Source organism: Flavobacterium sp. K5-23, assembly GCF_023278045.1.
Lineage (GTDB): Bacteria > Bacteroidota > Bacteroidia > Flavobacteriales > Flavobacteriaceae > Flavobacterium.
Genome location: NZ_CP056783.1, coordinates 1,176,587 through 1,194,663, shown reverse-complemented (window position 1 = coordinate 1,194,663; position 18,077 = coordinate 1,176,587). Strand labels below are relative to the sequence as shown.

The 18,077-nt window shown below is 32.5% G+C and carries 18 protein-coding genes; 4 read left to right on the top strand and 14 right to left on the bottom strand.

Features of this window, described 5'->3' with window-relative positions; all coding sequences use genetic code 11:
- Positions 1 to 31: 31 nt before the first annotated feature.
- The 12 genes from FLAK523_RS05320 to ruvC all read right to left on the bottom strand — a co-directional run bounded on the left by FLAK523_RS05320 (position 32) and on the right by ruvC (position 13,178).
- Positions 32 to 3,487: an ice-binding family protein gene (locus tag FLAK523_RS05320; RefSeq protein ID WP_248907321.1), complete on the bottom strand. Its 3,456-nt coding sequence runs from the start codon at positions 3,485 to 3,487 to the stop codon at positions 32 to 34.
- 125 nt (positions 3,488 to 3,612) lie between these two features.
- A complete protein-coding gene (locus FLAK523_RS05315; protein ID WP_248907319.1) occupies positions 3,613 to 4,320 on the bottom strand; it encodes a LytTR family DNA-binding domain-containing protein in 708 nt (235 codons plus the stop codon).
- A 13-nt stretch (positions 4,321 to 4,333) separates the two neighbouring features.
- Positions 4,334 to 4,651, bottom strand: coding sequence for an Hpt domain-containing protein (locus FLAK523_RS05310; protein ID WP_248907317.1), 318 nt, complete (start codon positions 4,649 to 4,651; stop codon positions 4,334 to 4,336).
- The gene (locus tag FLAK523_RS05305) at positions 4,638 to 5,675 is read right to left on the bottom strand and encodes an ATP-binding protein (protein WP_248907315.1); all 1,038 of its coding nucleotides are present in this window, start codon (positions 5,673 to 5,675) and stop codon (positions 4,638 to 4,640) included. The genes FLAK523_RS05310 and FLAK523_RS05305 overlap by 14 nt, the downstream gene beginning before the upstream one ends.
- Positions 5,675 to 6,808, bottom strand: a complete 1,134-nt coding sequence (locus FLAK523_RS05300) for an FIST signal transduction protein (protein WP_248907313.1) — start codon at positions 6,806 to 6,808, stop codon at positions 5,675 to 5,677. The genes FLAK523_RS05305 and FLAK523_RS05300 overlap by 1 nt, the downstream gene beginning before the upstream one ends.
- A 3-nt stretch (positions 6,809 to 6,811) precedes the next feature.
- Entirely contained in the window at positions 6,812 to 9,109 is a 2,298-nt protein-coding gene (locus FLAK523_RS05295) for a PAS domain S-box protein (RefSeq protein WP_248907311.1), read from the bottom strand.
- 6 nt (positions 9,110 to 9,115) lie between these two features.
- On the bottom strand, positions 9,116 to 9,658 hold the full coding sequence (locus tag FLAK523_RS05290; protein ID WP_248907309.1) for a heme NO-binding domain-containing protein: 543 nt from the start codon (positions 9,656 to 9,658) through the stop codon (positions 9,116 to 9,118).
- A gap of 3 nt (positions 9,659 to 9,661) precedes the next feature.
- A complete protein-coding gene (locus tag FLAK523_RS05285; RefSeq protein WP_248907307.1) occupies positions 9,662 to 10,075 on the bottom strand; it encodes a response regulator in 414 nt (137 codons plus the stop codon).
- A gap of 98 nt (positions 10,076 to 10,173) precedes the next feature.
- Positions 10,174 to 10,560, bottom strand: coding sequence for an MmcQ/YjbR family DNA-binding protein (locus tag FLAK523_RS05280; protein ID WP_248907305.1), 387 nt, complete (start codon positions 10,558 to 10,560; stop codon positions 10,174 to 10,176).
- A 9-nt stretch (positions 10,561 to 10,569) separates the two neighbouring features.
- Positions 10,570 to 11,346, bottom strand: a complete 777-nt coding sequence (locus FLAK523_RS05275) for a cyclase family protein (RefSeq protein ID WP_248907303.1) — start codon at positions 11,344 to 11,346, stop codon at positions 10,570 to 10,572.
- A gap of 93 nt (positions 11,347 to 11,439) precedes the next feature.
- Positions 11,440 to 12,573, bottom strand: a complete 1,134-nt coding sequence (gene hemW, locus FLAK523_RS05270; RefSeq protein WP_248907301.1) for a radical SAM family heme chaperone HemW — start codon at positions 12,571 to 12,573, stop codon at positions 11,440 to 11,442.
- 50 nt (positions 12,574 to 12,623) lie between these two features.
- The gene (gene ruvC, locus FLAK523_RS05265) at positions 12,624 to 13,178 is read right to left on the bottom strand and encodes a crossover junction endodeoxyribonuclease RuvC (RefSeq protein WP_248907299.1); all 555 of its coding nucleotides are present in this window, start codon (positions 13,176 to 13,178) and stop codon (positions 12,624 to 12,626) included.
- 171 nt (positions 13,179 to 13,349) lie between these two features.
- Here ruvC and FLAK523_RS05260 point away from each other — a divergent pair, with 171 nt between their 5' ends.
- The gene (locus FLAK523_RS05260) at positions 13,350 to 14,318 is read left to right on the top strand and encodes a lysylphosphatidylglycerol synthase domain-containing protein (protein ID WP_248907297.1); all 969 of its coding nucleotides are present in this window, start codon (positions 13,350 to 13,352) and stop codon (positions 14,316 to 14,318) included.
- A 13-nt stretch (positions 14,319 to 14,331) separates the two neighbouring features.
- Complete coding sequence (locus FLAK523_RS05255) at positions 14,332 to 15,435, top strand: glycosyltransferase (protein WP_248907295.1); 1,104 nt, start codon at positions 14,332 to 14,334, stop codon at positions 15,433 to 15,435.
- Here FLAK523_RS05255 and FLAK523_RS05250 read toward each other — a convergent pair.
- Both FLAK523_RS05250 and FLAK523_RS05245 read right to left on the bottom strand, forming a co-directional pair.
- Entirely contained in the window at positions 15,428 to 16,141 is a 714-nt protein-coding gene (locus FLAK523_RS05250) for a DUF4184 family protein (protein ID WP_248907293.1), read from the bottom strand. The genes FLAK523_RS05255 and FLAK523_RS05250 overlap by 8 nt on opposite strands.
- Before the next feature lie 3 nt (positions 16,142 to 16,144).
- Positions 16,145 to 16,621 (bottom strand): hypothetical protein, encoded by a 477-nt coding sequence (locus tag FLAK523_RS05245; protein WP_248908050.1) that lies wholly within the window; start codon positions 16,619 to 16,621, stop codon positions 16,145 to 16,147.
- A 176-nt stretch (positions 16,622 to 16,797) separates the two neighbouring features.
- Between FLAK523_RS05245 and FLAK523_RS05240 the strand changes: the two genes are divergently transcribed.
- The gene (locus FLAK523_RS05240; protein ID WP_248907291.1) at positions 16,798 to 17,298 is read left to right on the top strand and encodes a DUF456 domain-containing protein; all 501 of its coding nucleotides are present in this window, start codon (positions 16,798 to 16,800) and stop codon (positions 17,296 to 17,298) included.
- A gap of 166 nt (positions 17,299 to 17,464) precedes the next feature.
- The gene (locus FLAK523_RS05235; RefSeq protein ID WP_248907289.1) at positions 17,465 to 18,043 is read left to right on the top strand and encodes an RNA polymerase sigma-70 factor; all 579 of its coding nucleotides are present in this window, start codon (positions 17,465 to 17,467) and stop codon (positions 18,041 to 18,043) included.
- Positions 18,044 to 18,077 lie beyond the last annotated feature (34 nt).

Here is an 18,077-nt window from a genome sequence, read left to right as displayed (position 1 = left end):
GTGGCTGGCAGCCTTTCAAACAACAACACAATTAGTTTATTATAAACTTGTTTTGGAACTGCTCTTTTTCATTAGTTGTCACAATAAAAAAATAAACTCCTTTCTTCAAATTGTCTAATCCTATTGCAATTTCATTATTAGAAGGAATTGACATAAAGGTTTTATTACTTACTGTTCTACCTGTCATATCTATAATTTTCACATTAACACTATCAGTTACTTTAGGTAATACAATTGTTGTTGACTGTACGCAAGGATTAGGATAATTATAAATGTTTTTAACTAAAGTATTAACAAAACTGTCTACACTTAACGTACTTTCATTTTTAAATATCAACTGAGAAACAGAAACTGTAAAAGGTTGGAAAACCTGATAATTGCCTTGCACCGAAAACACAATTCCTTTTATTTTTTCATTATTATATTTCTGTCCTAATGGATTAGTAAACTTATCAAAAAGAACATTCGTCTCAGTCGGTGATGTGTTTGCAGGCATTTGATAACGCAATCTGTTATTCCAGTCAGTTGTGTTTTCTGTTACTAAAACTACCTCTACTGGCAATGAATTTTGAATCGTAAATCCTAAGGTTGAATATGAGCTGGCATCAAACATTAATTCACCTGGAAGAATGTTTCTAAAAACGTTCAAAGTACCGAATATGTCTCCTGTAACTGAGATGTTTCTTTCTATGGCATATTGATCTTTGGCGATGCTAGTATTTGCAATATTGTCAATCACAAATGAAGAAATGGTTGTTTCTGTTTTGGAATAATCCAGTCCCCAAGGGCCATCTGCTAAATATAATCCATCCAGTTGTTTTGACTTATCTCCAACGATTGAAAGACCTATATCAAATATCCCTCCTAAATCTAAAACTACATTTTGTTCATAAGCCCCCGTCAAACTTACATTTTGATAAATCAATTCAGTTGTTGCTAATTCAGTTGCTTTTTTATTTCCTTCAAAAGTTAAATTGAAAGATCTTGATTTATTAATAATCGCCAAATTTAATTTACCGTTTTTATAAAACCCCTTTTTCACAAAAACGGTCGGAGTCCTATTATCAACCATTTCGGGAGATAAGGTTTTTTGTTGTTGCATTTTAAAAATAATACCTTTTGCAATATGGCAAAGCTGAGCTGTTGAAGATCCCCAAACTTGAAAATTAAGATAATTCCCTGCAGGATATTGTTCTATATTCCAGTAACTGTGAAGTTTATTTGCTGCTGTCAACTGTTGTATAGAAAAATTCACAGCATATTCAGTAAGTCCGTTTGCTCTTTTTAATTCGACCAAAATAACTTCATATCCACTCAGATTGATTGTTATAATATTTTCAAGAGATGAATTATTCAAACGGTCACAAATTGCTTTAGAGTGACTGTAAACAGCCCCGACTGTAGCCGTAGCCAAAACTGCCGCTACTCTATTATCTCCTTGATAATAATCAACCGAATATACTTGCTGAGCATTAGTGATTCCTATTAAATCTGTCGGACTGGAAACAAATGTGGTTTCGGTACCAAGCATACCTGTATTAGGAATTAAAGAAGAAAACTCAACAATTGAACCAGTTGTTTTAGAAAAAAGAGAAGAAGGAACAAACTTTTTTTGCGCCTCTTTTTTGTTGGCAAAACTATTTGTTTTTATTCTGTTGAAACTTCTCTTGGCAATAAGACTAGCTAAATCACCATTGCTTTCTAGCCCTCCGTCATTTGCAGATGTTACAGTTGTGGTTTCAGCAGTACCTAGAATAACCAATTCAGCAGTTGTTGAATCGGCAACCGTTTTATTATTAGAAGTTCTAGTTGTAGTAGCCACAACTTCATAAGTTCCTGGCAACAATTCAGGATATAAAATAGCAACACTCCAGTTCGTATTATTTATATAAATATCTTGAGAATAAGTAATCCCATTTATTGTAATTGATAAATGATCATCTCCTAACATATCCCCTCCCCATGTTCCAGAAATAACTGGAGTAGTGTCTGTAGTTGATTGAATTTCTACTGTCGGAGTTAAAATTTCTCCAGATGCAATATTATCTAATGTTCCATTTATGATAACTCCTAATTCTTCCCAGGTTTTATCCAAAACTCCTGGCTCTTTATCATTTACTCCTGCAATATCACCATTAGAAGTTTGACTAGTTGATGTAAATCCATACAATGCAATTGCAGAACTTCCAGTAATGGACAACCCAAAATTATTAAGCACATATGTTTTTAAGCTTTCTTCTGTAAAACCAAATTCTATCCAGTAATCCATTCCACTATTACCACCATCAATATCAGTTCCTGCACTATATGAAGATATATCGGCATTTCTTGTATCCAAAAAGAATTCGTTGTTTTTTGTTCCGTTTAACCAAGAAGTTTGAGACGGTGAAAGACCTGTTTTCGAATAATCTCTTTTATGAAAAGAAACATAAGGGGTTTGACTTTTCATATTTGCTTCTATAAAAAGATCCGCTATTAAATCCCCCGAAACATCAATACCCAAATAAAAAGAAGTTGAAGGATTACTTTGCCCCATTCTCACTCTAAAAAAGTAAGCGTCATCCATTAATCCGTCAGTAAAGCTGATCGTCTCTTTTTGAGTTTCGACCATTGCATATGTAGCATTACCTACAAAATCAGTGTCAGCAACTGACTGTTGGTCATCACTGGGATCAAACTTATCCCCTTTCATTAATGGAACCCACAAACCCTTTGCTTGACCAACATTAATATAAGGTCCTAAAAAAGCATAAGACAAATTTGCTGTAGGAATTGTTGCTTTTGTTCCATAAATTGAGACAGCGCCAACATTGGCATACATTCTTCCATTTAGAATACTGTCTGCTCCCATAGAAACTGCTCCGTCATATGCTATCACTGTACCAGTCATAGTAGTTCCTGCAGCCATCGCAATTGCACCTTTAGCAATCCAAATTACATTTTCAGCAACTGCCCCGTTAGTCAAAATCACAGTCGCACCTGCTGATGTAGTTAGAGCTCCTACAATTTTAATAATAAACAATGCATTGGGATTTCCCTGAGCATCTAATGTCAGAGATCCATTAATAGAAACAGCAGCTACATGAGAATAAACTCCTGGAAAAAGAGTCTCTCCATTTCCATATACTGGAATGTGACTTGTAATTGTTGCAGGAGTATTTTGAAGTTGAACGCAGACTGCCGTTAAATCTAAAGCAGCTTGTGCGGCAATTGGGTTTACATTTTCTATATTTCCATCAATAGTAGTAGGAGTTGTAAAACCAGATATAACTCCAAGATTCGATCCAACATTACCCTTCACTATAGAAATTCCAGTATTAGATACTGCACCGCTTCCCGAAAAAAGTACAAATTCAGAAACCGCTCCAAAATCCGGCCCTGTCTGCGCATTTACTTTAACTTCAAATCCAAAAAGTAATAAGCAGCAAATAAGAGCCATTAAGCCAAAAAATGAATTTTCGTTTTTATATAGTGTAAAGTTCATCATAAATTTCTAATTTAAATAATCTAAATTTATTATTCGAAATTATGAAATCAATGTAAATTAAAAAAAAGTATTAGTCTATTCCGTACTTACTATAGGTGAGATGCAATTAAGTTACGGTGAGCAGATTATAAAAGATTTAATCTTTTCATTAATTCAGGCCTATTAGCTCGACTTACTGGAATTACGTCTTTGGCAATCAAGACACTATTGTCTTCAATGTCAATTATTTTTTTTGTGTTAATAATAAAAGAGCGATGCACTTTTAAAAATAAATCTTTTGGTAATTTATCCTCAATTTTTTTAAGTGTAGAGTGAACAATATAATTATTTCCCTCCGTTTTGATATGAATATAATCTCCTTTGGCTTCAACAATATTCACTGAAGCAATTTCAATTTTGATTAACCTACGGTCAATATTAACATAAAATTCATTTATATTGTCCTCGGAAACAGCTGCAGATTCATTTGAATTGAAGTTTATTTTATATGAATTTGCTTTTTGAATTGATTTTTGAAAACGATCTTCGGTAATGGGCTTTACAAGATAATCCACAACACATTTATACTCAAATGCTTCAATGGCAAAATTACTATCCGATGTGATCAAAATTACTTTGGGAGGGTTTTTAATAGTTTGAATAAAATCAAAACCCGTAAAATCAGGCATATGAATATCCAAAAATATTAAATCAACATCATTTTGATTTAAATATTTAATGGCCTGTAAAGCATTAGAAAACTCACCTTTAATGATTAGATCTGTATTCTTTGAAATGAATTGTACAATAATAGCTCTTGCCATTTCTTCATCATCAATTATAATACAATTCATAAGGCATGGAGTTTTATAAATGATTCACAAATTCCTGCATGATTTTTAAAATATTCTCAAAATCAGGCTCTAAATTTGTAGTGTTTTTTTTTAAATTACGTTCATATTCTTCAGCAATATAATAACTTTTTTCTAAACCTAGTATAGAAATTTTATGTTTTAATTTATGAACGGATTGTGACGCTAATATTAAATTAGTATTTTTAAATTGCTCAGCATAAATTGCTATTTCAATTGGGAGTTCTTTTTTGAGAATACCGATTAATTTATTCTTGAATTCAAAATTATCTCCTGAAAGCTCGTTTATATAATTTAAATTAGGCTGTTCCATATCCTTTAGCTATTGTAAAATAAAAAATTGTTCCGATATTTTCTTGGCTTTCCAGCCAAATTTTTCCTTTATATAAATCTATAATTTTTTTCACAATAGAAAGACCAATACCTGGTGAGGGGTCATTATTTTCTAATTTAGAAAAAATATCAAAAATTTTAGTTTGGTATTTTTCTGGAATACCTATTCCATTGTCTTTAATGTAAAAACAGAATTCGTTATCATTTTCTGAATGACCTATTTCAATAATTTTAATTTCTTTATTATTATATTTCACGGCATTTTGAAGTAAATTTCGAAATATCTGTTTGAATCTAAGATCATTACCAAACACTTTAGGCAATTGATTTTTTATAGTAACATCTACATTTTCTAGCACATTGGTAGTCATTAAAATTTCATCTACCACAAAATTTATGTCAATTATTCTATTATCCTTTTCTTGTTTTTCAATTGATGAATAATCTAAAATTCCTTTAATCAATAAATCCATTTTCTCTACATTAGAAAGAATTAAATTTAATGATCTAAGATTAGTTTCATCCATCATCTCCTCATTATCGGAGATAAACCAATTTATAAGTGTATCAATGCTGCGCAATGGCGCTTTTAAATCATGGGAAACCATATGGGCATATTCATTTAAAGCCTGATTTTGCTTTTCAAGATTTAAGAGCAACTCCTCTCTTTGCCTACTGATCTTTACAATCTCTACAGATTGTTGCTGAATATAATCTGCTGAATTAAATGAGTCTGCATTTGATGTAATTTCCACATCAAGACTCATTGAATTAAGAATAAACTCCAGATTTTTGTTTACTTCTTTTAGACTCTCTGCCTCGTCTCTCAATTTTTTATTGGCCTCAAAAAGTTCGTCAGAACTAATTTTCATTGCCCTTTGCAATAATGCTATTTGATCTTCAAAATTTTTGTACGAATCATTAATTGCTTCTAGAAAAAGGTCCAAATCATTCAATCCTCCTTTAAGTTTTTTGTCAATTTGCCTTTTTAATAATGGGTTCATTATTCGCTTATTAAGGTTAATGTCATTGTTTGATTGTGAAGTTCACATAATGTACTCCCATTAAAAGGTGCCATTTCTCCATAGGAATAAAATCCAGTTATTGGAATCCTCTCTCCAATAGACTCTCGAACTTGCTCAATTTCTTCTTCTACCCTTTGATTCATAACTAATTTTCGACCAATACAACTTACTAAAATTGCAATTTCCGGTGCGTTTATTCGGTTTTTCATAGCAAATTTTGCTGCGATTTGCGCACCCTCTGCAATGCCATCAACGGACGCAGTCATTAATTGAACTCTAGAATTTACTGGAACATCCCCCGCTAACGTCATGGATTGATCTTCGTTCTTAATTTTTAATATCGTTCTTACAACGGGTTCATTTTTACCTTCTGGAGTTACATTTAAAGGATACAATAGAGAGGCTTTCGGTAACTCTTCCGCTTTATCCCCTAAATATTTTTTATATAAGTCAAGAGCAGGCTGATCATCAATTTCATAAAGAATATTAGCTTCTGATTTTGTTATTATTCTTTCCGGTCCAAAAGGGATCCAACCGCCAAAGCTGCCAAAAGACACTTCTAATGTTTCACCATAAAATCCAATCAAAATTACTTCTCCTTCTTTTGGATTCTCTTTGTATGAAGCTACTGTTTTTTCAAATCGGGCATCATCACCACACATCCCTCCCGTTACAGAAACTGCAGAATCAATTTTGATTTCTAACCCATTTATTAAGGAACTACCATTTACAAAACTCCCTTCAGATAAAACAAATAAGTGTTTCAAATTTTCTTTTGGAATTTTATGATAGAGTGCTTCCCCTAGCTTTTTTGCGTTTTTATCATAGTTTAGAATATTTTCTCTTTCAACTACAAAAGAACCTTTTTCAAACTCCATAGCAGTTACAGAAATAGAATTGTCGTTTACATTACAACATAATATTTCCCCAGCTGTTGACCCAAAAACTATATCTTCATATGGAAATTCTTGACGAATATTATTTATAACTTCTACATTTTCTAAAAGAAACCTATTACCAAAAACCAAGACTAATGGATTTTTTAGAATTGTTTTCTCTTGAAAATAATCCCAGTTTTGATTTCCATTTTTAGAGGCTTGAATAATTTTCATGGTTTATTTATTAAGTTTTAAGAAAAAGGTTGTGCCTACTCCTTCTTCACTTTCAATCCAAATTTCACCCTTGTATGTTTCGATAATTTTCTTAACAATTGATAGACCTAGACCGGTTGAATGCTCGCTTGTAGTATACGATTGAAAAGTATTAAATATTTTTTGGTGATTTTTTTTCGCAATTCCAACTCCATTATCTTTTATAGAAAAAACATAATAATTATCAAATTCTTCCGAAGATATTTCAACTAAACCAATAGCTTTCTCGATATAATTTACCGCATTCCCAATAATATTTTGAAATAGCTGCTGTATTCTATAGCGATCAGCATTAATAATTGGCAAGGTGTTTTTTATAATAATAGTAATGTGTTTTGGAATATGGATAATATCAATTATACTCTGAATTATCTGATGAGTATTAACCTTTTCAATAGCCATGTCCTCTTTATCAATTTTAGAATAAGTCAAGATTCCTTCAATTAAATGATCCATTTTCTCCACTTTATTTTCCATCATTGAAAAATAGTTCAAGGTTTGGTCACTAAAAACTTTGTCATTATCCGCTTTAATCCAAGAAATTAATGAATGTATGCTGCGTAAGGGTGATTTTAAATCATGTGAAACTATTTGAGCATAATCTTCCAATTCTTTATTAGACTTAGCAAGACTTATTACCAATTCTTGACTTTTACTTTCTAATAATTTTTTATTGGAAATATTTTCTTCAATAGCAAAAAACCGAACTATTTCGCCCTTCTTATTATACAAAGCTTGTCCTTGAATTTTCACCCAATATTCCTCTCCCGTTTTGGAGTAATTTATAATTTCACAACTAAACGGTTGACCTTTGCTAATTTGTTTTTTTAAGTACGCAATGGTATCAAGATTTGTTTTGGGCCCTTGTAATATATGACCTGGTTTTATCCCAACTAATTCCTCTTTCGTATAACCTGACATCTTTTCAAAACTTGAATTAACCCATTCAATATTACCGTCAACATCTGAAATCAGAACTGCATTTATATTTTTTTCAGCAATTAAGGATAGTAAATATAACCTTTCTTCTTGCTCTTTCTGCTCCGTTATGTCTAGATGTATTCCTATTGAACCTATCACCTTGTTGTTTAAATCATAATTTGGCGCTCCACTAACTAACCAATGCCTAAGCTCCCCCTTTTTATTCTTTACTTGTAACTCATACGAATCGGTAATACCTTCAGTTCTTAATTTATTTTTAGATTTAACCAATTCTCTACTTTCGTCTGTTAGAAGCAAACTAGATGCTTTTTTACCTATTAACTCTTTTAGGCTATATCCACTAAAATCGCAAAAACTATTATTAGCTAAAATAATCCTTTCGTTATGATCAACTTCAATCAGCCCCAAGTTCATATTGGCAATAATGTTGCTGTACTTCTCTTTTTCGTTTCGTAATATTTCTTCGTGTTTCTTTTTTATGGTAATATCCTCAATCATAGCAAAGTACTGTACCACTTCCCCATCTGAGTCTAATATAGGCTGTCCTTTAGTTCTAACCCAAAAGTTTCTACTGTTTTTTCTTCGATGAAGATGTTCAACATTAAACGGATCTCCATTTACAAATGGGACTATCATTTTAAGCAACTCTTCCTCACTAGTTTCATTACATTTGCCAAGTTGAATAGGGGTTTTCCCCATTACTTCTTCTTTAGAATAACCAGTAAGCTTTAAATAGGCTTCATTACACCAAAATATTTCACCGCTAGGCTTTGTGAAAACAACACCATTTTCATTAGCACTCGCCACAAGAGAAAGTCTATTTAATTCCTCCTGATCTCTTTTTAATATTTTCTTTTGATTATTAATTTTAATTAATAATTCTTTTAATTCTTTGGTAGTGATTTCTTGTGTCTTTAACACATGGAGTAGGTCTAATAGAGGATCGTGGAAAGCAAAATCGTGTAGTGTTAATTTTTTTTCTCTAACTTGGTCCATCGAAACAAACCACGGAGAACCCACAAATAAAATACAGCCGTTAAGTTCCTGGAATTGCCCTCTTAAATCAACAGATTCAGAGGTTGTTGCTATAAGGACTAATTGATTAAAGACAGCAACTAAATTTTCAAAAGTAGGAGTGTCAACATAGGGCCTTTTAACGGCAAAAGAGGCCGCAAAATCATCATTAAGTTTAATCTTTGGTAAAGCCTTTGCCAAACTTTCACCAAACCCCTTTATTTTTAAATCAGAATCAATTAATATATAAAACGGGAATAGTTTATTGAAGTTTTTTTGATCAAAATCAAATCTTAACTTTTCCATCTTTTTTTACCAAATTACGTTAAAAATTTCATGTGAGCTACCTTTGTCTCGAGTTTGGATTAAATTAATAGCTACTGGGGTATTATACATTTTTCCTAATCCTTGAATTAAACCTCTTACAAAATCCTGAAGACCTTCTCTTTTTGAAAAATAATGTAAATTGATACTGTTTTCAGTGATATCACTCACTTTAAATTCTGGAGGAGTTAATTTGGGATAAATTAGCATAACTCGATTATGAAAAAGTGGTAAGTTTATTAAAAATTCTTTCAAATCATTTCCACCCGCTTCCATTAATCCACCATATTTATCTTTTGTAGTTTTTAAAACCCACCATTCTCCAAAAGCAATTAAAACAGCACTCACTGTCATTCCCATTTCGTCAGAAACGGCCTGAGCCAACTTAAAAGTCAGATCATCGTCATAAGGCTCGCTGCTGATAAAATAATCAACATCTATTCCGCTGCGCAATTTAACAGCTTCCCATTTTTCCTCACCAAAATTAGCCGTAACTAACTCCTCTATTGCTTTATTTACAATTCCGTACATCCTTTACTGAGATATTAACTCGTTACAACTCCAATATTCTATTAATTTTTTTATGCGATCCACATAGTCATCGTACTTAAGGGGTTTCAACAAATATCCAGCAATTCCAATTCTGTAACATTCCATAACATCTTTCCGATTATTTGATGTGGTTAAAATGATAGCTGGTATGTATTTTAAATATTCATCCCCTTTTAATATGCCCAAAAATTCAATTCCATTAATTTTCGGCATATTTAAATCCAATATAATGATATCAGGTATAATTTCTTTTACCTTTAAAATTGTTAATGCTTCCTCACCATTGTTGGCTTCAATAATTTTATGTTTCGAATTCATGGTGCTTAAAACTCTATTGAATTTCATTACCTCAATTGCATCATCTTCGATTAATAATATATTTAGTGATCTGCCCATTTGTTTTTATATATATTTTGCCAACCTTAAAAATAATGCTATTACGAATTTTATATATAGCTTTTCGATAATTGCAATACTACTGTCGTTGAATAGCGTTAAAGTGTCGACGAAAGGTTTTCGTTTTTTAAAATCTCCTCTTTAATTTTTTTAGTTAAACTACTAAATACCAAATCATAAGAATGGTCAATCAATTCTTTTAAGAGAGAATCGGAAACTTCTTTATTTATGGCAATCGTGTTCCAGTGAATCTTACTCATATGCCAACCAGGGATGATATCATCGTATTGAGCACGCAATTCTTCGGCACGTTCTGGATCACATTTTAAATTTACAGATGGCTCTCCTTTCTCCCATTGCTTTAATGACGAAAGAGCAAACATTTTTCCTCCCACTTTAAAAACCAAAGTATCCTCGTCAAAAGGGAAGTGTTCCGTCACACCTTTCTTAGACAAACAATATTCGTAATAGTTTTCGAGATTCATCTTTAAAAATTATTTAGTTTCTGAAATTGAGTACAATACCGGTTTACTAGGGCTGGCATCATTTTCAAAAGAAGCGATTTGCAAATTCAATAGATAACTTCCATCTTGTATTTCATCAGCTACAAAAATCATTTCGGTTATCGTACAATCCAGTCGAGCATCAGTATTCAAGTTTTTCACATCTCTTACATTCCAGAAGGCTTTGTGTGCCAACAGTTTTCCTTCGTCTTTTTCCTTATCAACACTTGGCAAATCAATTAATAGATGTTTGATTCCGCTTTCGCGAATGAAAATCGCAGCGTCTTCAGACAGAAAAGGCGGATTAGTATGAGAATATTTTAAATGTTTTTTGGATTCTGAATTTGGAGCCGTTCTAATTATTATAGCTTCAGGCAAATTCTCCTTCAAAGCATTTTCAATTTGTTTTTTGGTGATAACCAAATCGTCTCCTTGAGTTTCTGGTTCCACCGAAATCAATTCACCCATAAAGAAAAACTGCTTCAAACACTGGTTGATACTGTAAAAATCATGGGTGATATGACCTAAGCATTCCGTATGTGTGCCGTGACCGTGAGGATTGAATTTAATATTATTGAAATTCGTTGAGGACATTCCTGATGAAACTTTCCCTATCCACTCTTCAAAACGAACGGGTTCTATCACTGGTTTATCAATATACCAAGCAATAGGGTTTTCGTCAGTATTAGTCAATGGAATCGAAATGTCAATTGGTTTTGATAAATCGACTTCGAAAGTTGTATTGTTGTGCTGAATTGTAGTTTTCATAATTTTTCAACCACAAGGGTCACTAAGGTTTACGCTAAGATCACAAAGCTTTGTGCTCCTTGTTCTTTCTTTGTGCTCTTTGCGGTTAATTTATTATTCCAAATTTAAGTAAAATAAATCCGATGCAATTCCATCTGTCAAAAACTTTCCTTTTGGAGTTGGTTTTAATATATCATTTTCAATAAAAAGCAATCCGTCGTCCAAGAACTTATGAGCTTGTTTCATCAAATAATCCAAATAAGTTTGTCCAAATTCAGTACTAATTCTTTCTAATGAAACTCCCCAAATCGTACGCAAACCAGTCATCACATATTCATTATATCGATCCGTTATTGAAAGAATTTCAACTTCATTTGCCAATTGATTTTCCTGCATTGACTTTAGGTACATAGGGTTATTAGAAACATTCCAACTACGGGAAACACCATCGTAACTGTGTGCTGAAGGGCCAATTCCTAAGTATTTTTTTCCTAGCCAGTAAGCTGAATTGTTCTTAGAGAAAAAATTAGCCTTCCCGAAATTTGATAATTCATAATGAATAAAACCATTCGCTTCCAGTGTTTCCACTAAAATCATAAAATGTTCCTGAGCAATTTCATCTTTGGGTTCGGCAATTTTTCCGGTTTGGATTAATTTCTTTAAGGCTGTTTTAGGTTCCACCGTCAAAGCATAACTGGAAATATGAGGAATCCCAAAAGACATAGCGGTCTCAATATTTTTTTTCCATTTTTCATTACTCATCCCAGGAACTCCGTAAATCAAATCAATCGAGATGTTATCAAAATACTTTGTTGCTTCTTCCAGACATTTTTTGGCTTCCGCCGAATTATGCGCCCGGTTCATCATCTTCAAATCATCTTCAAAAAAAGACTGAATTCCAATGCTCAACCTATTAATTTTACTTTTCGAAAGTTCGATTATCCGTTCGCTAGACAAATCATCAGGATTCGCTTCCAGTGTAATTTCCGGGTTTTCGACAACAGTATAATGTTCGTAAACAGTTTCAATCAAGAAATTAATTTCATCCGAAGTCAATACGCTTGGCGTTCCACCTCCAAAATAAATGGTCTCCACGTTTTCGTTATCCGACTCACTTTTACGCATTTGGATTTCCTTGGCCAAAGCCAAAACCATTTCTTCTTTCTTCTTCATCGAAGTCGAAAAATGAAAATCGCAGTAATGACACGCTTGCTTGCAAAAAGGTATGTGTATGTAGATTCCTGACATAATAAGTGGTCAGTGCTCAGTGGTCAGTTCTAAAAACCGATCACTAAACACTATTTTTTAACTCGTTCTTCGTTTTGTTTTACAAAAGCATCCCAGCCCGTATAACTTTTGGTTCCAATTACTTTTCCTGAATTGAAAAAGTGACAAACCGCAGCTGCCAGTCCATCCGTACTATCCAGGTTTTTTGGCAATTCTTTTAGTCCCAATAATTGCTGAAGCATTTTGGCTACTTGCTCTTTACTGGCATTTCCGTTACCGGTAATAGCCATTTTAATTTTCTTGGGTTCGTACTCTGTAATAGGAATATCTCTTGACAATCCGGCAGCCATAGCGACTCCTTGCGCGCGACCAAGTTTCAACATCGACTGTACGTTTTTACCAAAAAAAGGCGCTTCAATCGCAATTTCATCTGGGTGATGGGTGTCAATCAATTCAATTGTACGTTCAAAAATTCGTTTCAGTTTCATATAATGGTCGTCCATTTTATTCAACTGCAATTCATTCAATTGAATAAACTCCATTTTTTTATTAACGACTTTAATCAAACCAAAACCCATTATTGTGGTCCCTGGGTCAATTCCTAATATGATGCGTTCGTTTGCCAAAAGTTTTATTTTAACGTTAATTTATTTCACAAAGATACTCGAAGCTAACGCAGAGATTCACCAAGCTTGAATTATTACCGACATAATCAAAATCTTTGCGCTACTTAGTAATTTCTCTGTGAATCTTGGCGAAATAGCATTTTCACAATACTTTTCCCTTTCTTTGCACTAATGATTTCAATTCCACACAAAACTAAACAATTCCTCGTTCTTATAATCAAAGTTTTGATTGTGTGCGGAGCATTTTATTTTATTTACAACCAACTTGCTAACAATGACAAACTGGACTGGGTACAATTTATAGCTAAATTCAAAAAAAATCAGTCGGTTGCAGGGATTAGTTTCATCTTATTATTGAGTGTGTTGAATCGTTATTTCGAGATTTTAAAATGGCAAAATCTAGCTTCGTATCTAAAACCTATTTCGGTTTCAGAAGCTACAAAACAAGTTCTAGCCGCATTAACAGCTGGAATTTTCACTCCCAACGGAGTTGGTGAATATGCCGGAAAAGCGCTGTATTATGAAAAATCAGAAACCAAGAAAGTAATATTCCTTAACCTGATTTGCAACGGAATCCAAATGGTGTTGACAATTGTCATAGGGATATTTGGCTTGTTGTATTTTAATGCCATATATAATGTCATTACCACAAAAACGGTAGCAATAATTTTCGGAATATTAATTTTAACTTTCGTGTTGCTCTTTTCTATAAAAAAACTGACTATAAAAGGCTATTCTATCGAAAAACTGATTCATAAAATCAACGAAATTCCTAAACGTATTCACCAAAAAAACATTTTTCTAGGTTGCTTTAGATACTTAGTCTTTTCGCATCAATACTACTTTTTATTTCTAGCTTTTGATGTTGATTTACCTTACTTGACTTTGATGGCAGCCGTGACAAGCGTTTATTTCCTAGCCTCCTCCTTGCCTACTTTTCAGTTTTTAGACTTTGCCGTAAAAGGAAGTGTAGCCATCTTTTTCTTTGGGATATTAGGTGTAAACGAATGGATTGTCATATTTGCATCAACATTAATGTGGTTTCTAAACGTGGTTCTGCCAGTTGTGATTGGCAGTTATTACGTGTTGAGTTTTAAAAGCCCCCTAGACCCCGAAGGGGAAACAAGACAAACAAACTAACCCACTTAAATCAATGATTGCAATTATTTTAAGTATTGTTTTAGGTGTCTATCTAATTGTAATTAGTTTGCTTATTTATGGTTTTACCAAAATAAAAAACTATGATTCTATTGGCTTAAAGCCAAAGACGGTATTCACTATTATTGTTCCTTTTCGTGATGAAGCCGATAATTTACCTATTCTTTTAGATAGCTTTTCGAAACTGAATTATCCAACAACCTTATTTCAAGTCATTCTTGTTGATGATGAATCTAAAGAAAAGTTTCAAGTTTCAAATTATACGTTTCAAATCAGCATTATTGACAACATCAGACAAACAAAATCTCCAAAAAAAGATGCGATTTTAACAGCTATCGATACTGTTAATACTGATTGGGTTATCACCACAGACGCTGATTGTGTTGTCACTGAAAATTGGTTATTGACACTTGACAATTACATTCAAACACATACTGTTTCTATGATCGCCGGGGCGGTGACTTATGATTGTAACCATTCTTTTTTACAGCAGTTTCAACAACTGGATATTGCTAGCTTGCAAGGCGCAACCATTGGTAGTTTTGGAATTGGTAAAGGGTTTATGTGTAATGGCGCAAATTTGGCCTATACCAAATCCTTTTTTCAGGAATTAAACGGATTTGATGGAAATGATAAAATTGCCAGCGGCGACGATGTTTTCTTGTTGCAAAAAGCAATTGCTCATTCTGTTAAAAAAGTCTATTATCTAAAATCAAAAAACAATATTGTCACCACTAAACCTTTGGATGACTGGAAATCTTTATTCCATCAAAGAGTGCGCTGGGCTGCCAAAACAACTTCCTACCAAAGCGGTTTTGGGAAAGGATTAGGGATTGTGGTTTTTATGGGGAACTTGGGAGTAATTATTGGTTGTGGATTATGGGTATTGAATTTACTTGAATGGGAGATTATCTTAGTATTGTTAGTATTGAAATATGTGATTGATGCCTTATTGATATTCAAAACCAATATTTTTTCAGGAACTAAAACCAATTACCTAATACGAAGCAGTTTACTTTATCCCTTTTTTAGTGTGGCAGTTGCTTTATATTCGGTGTTTGGGAAATACGAATGGAAAGGGAGGAAGTTTCCTAAATAACTTTTTTGTCTCTAAAAAACAAACTTGCAAAAGTTATTGCTAAAATTATTGTAGAAATAAGACTTACCACAATATTTCCTACTTGCTTTATTGACAATCCAAAAGCCCATCTAATCGACATAAAAACAAAGACAAAAATTAAAACTAAAACCCAATATTTCCAATATGACTTTGTTGTTGTAGATTTTTTAAAAGGCAATTTATAAACATAATGGAGAATGAAAATCATCCCGATTAATGAACTTGAATGTTGAATTATTTTATAAAAAGGAATATTATTTACTTTATTGAGCAATAGAGGTGTTTTTTCAACAAAATATCCTGATTCATGAGTAAATGCATCCCAAAAAATATGCGAAAAAGCACCTATTAGAATTGAAATTAAAACATAATAAAAATTCCCTTTTAGGTAATCTATCCATTTCGTGTTCTTCAAAACTTCAAATCTATTTCGAAAAAAAGAAGGTAAGTTTTCTATTAAAGTCTTTTTTATTATTTCATGAAACAACAACGCAACTAAAAAACCAATAGGTATATTAAATAATAATAGCCCTACGAAAGTGTGACTAATATTACTTTGCACCTTCATTCTAATAAAATATTCAAAATCAGGACATATTGAACCTACAATCAATCCCGTTGCCGAAAGCTTGTTACTTCTCAATAAAGGTAAAATTATAGATGGATGTGAAAAAGTGAACGGCATCGGCTACTCCATTTTTATAATTACCGGCAAAATAAACTGGGTTTTCACGGGAATCCCTCTTTTTATCGCTGGATTTACTTTAGGGAAGTTTACTAATCTCGCGTGAAGAATACTGTCGATTTTAATGGTATCATATGCAACCGAATCTTTAGGAAACTGCGGTTCAAATTTCATTTTTGCATTTGGAAAAATAGTGACCTTTACCTCTATAGTGTCTAATTCAGGATAAAGCATTGATAAGGTGTCCACGCTTAATTTTTGTTGTATAAGCTCCGTTAAATACTGAAAAAAACATTTCTGACGCTGTTCCTTGTTGTCTATCTTTTCGCAATCAGCAAAGGAAGGGTATTCGTCAACTTCTTTCCAATTGATAGCCTTCAATTCCTTTTGCAGCAAATCCTTTTCAGAAGGAATTTGCTTGTCAATATACTGACAGGAATTAAGAAAGATAAATAGTAAAAAAAGATAATTATGCTTCAACATTTTATGTTTCAAATGGACTAATATTTTTATAAAAATACAACTATTATTTCTGGAATACTTTAGAAAGAAAACGATCTTCACTTCTTTTTAAAAATAGCGCTCTTAATTTTTAATACTTTCGTATGCCGAATAAGTGTTAATTTTAAGTTTTCAAAATTACTAAAAATAAACTTATGGATATACTGCTTATTATTATTGGCTTAATTTTTATGCTAATAGGTGTTTTGGGCAGTTTAATCCCCGTATTACCTGGAGTGAGTATCAGTTGGCTAGGATTGCTTCTTCTTTATTTTACAAAAAGCATCCCTTTTAATTATTGGATTCTAGGGACTACTTTATTCCTTACTATTCTTTTTAGCGTTTTAGATTATCTAATTCCTGCAAAAGCAACAAAGAAATTTGGAGGCAGTTCCTATGGAATTTGGGGGACAAACATTGGGTTAATTATTGGAATTCTTGCCCCTATCCCTTTTGGTTTTATAATTGGTCCGTTTTTGGGAGCATTAATTGGGGAACTGCTTTTGGATTCTAAAAACCACAACCGCGCTTTGAAAGCCGCAACAGGATCGTTCATTGGTTTTTTAACCTCCTCTTTTATACAGTTTTTAGTTTCTGTTCTTTTTTTAGCACTATTCATAACTTTAGTTTGGCAACACAAAGAGGGTTTGTTTTAGCTGAATTTCGTTATACTTAACACAATTCACAATAAATTTATAATCAAAAACACCAAAGCTGATTTTTGACACTCAAAATTTAAAATCGATAAATAATTTTGGCTTATAACTTATTTTTGTGATATTCGCAAAGAATACAATTAAATCCTTATTAAAAAACAGCCCGTTGGATAAAGATACTATAAATACTTCTTTTTTTATTCATCAATTGAAGGAGGGCGAAAACGCTGCCTTTGAAACGCTTTACCAGTTGTATTTTCAAAAATTATTTCATTTTGCCAATAGCTATATTGAAAATGAAGAAGAGGCTAAAGAAATTGTCCAAAATATTTATTTCAAACTTTGGAAAAAAAGAGCTAAGCTAGAATTAGACCTAAACTTGCATTCGTATTTATTTAAAATGGTTAAAAATGCTTGTCTAGATTACTTCAAGCATCAAAAGGTGCGTTCTAATTACAAAGATTTTTGTGATGCAGAAAGGAAAAGCATCAATCACTTGGCCTTATTAGATGACACAAGCACACTTTATATTGAAAATGAACTTCTTGAAAAAATCAATAAATCAGTGGACAAGCTCCCGGAAGCTTGTAAACGGATCTTTATAAAAAGTAGGTTTCAAGGATTAAAACACAAAGAGATTGCCGAAGAGCTAAACATCTCTACAAAAACAGTTGAAAACCAACTTACAAAAGCTCTTAAATTCTTACGAATGGAGCTTAAGGAACACACTGCACTCTTTTTATAACGACTTTTTTTTAAAATATTTATAAAAAACGTAG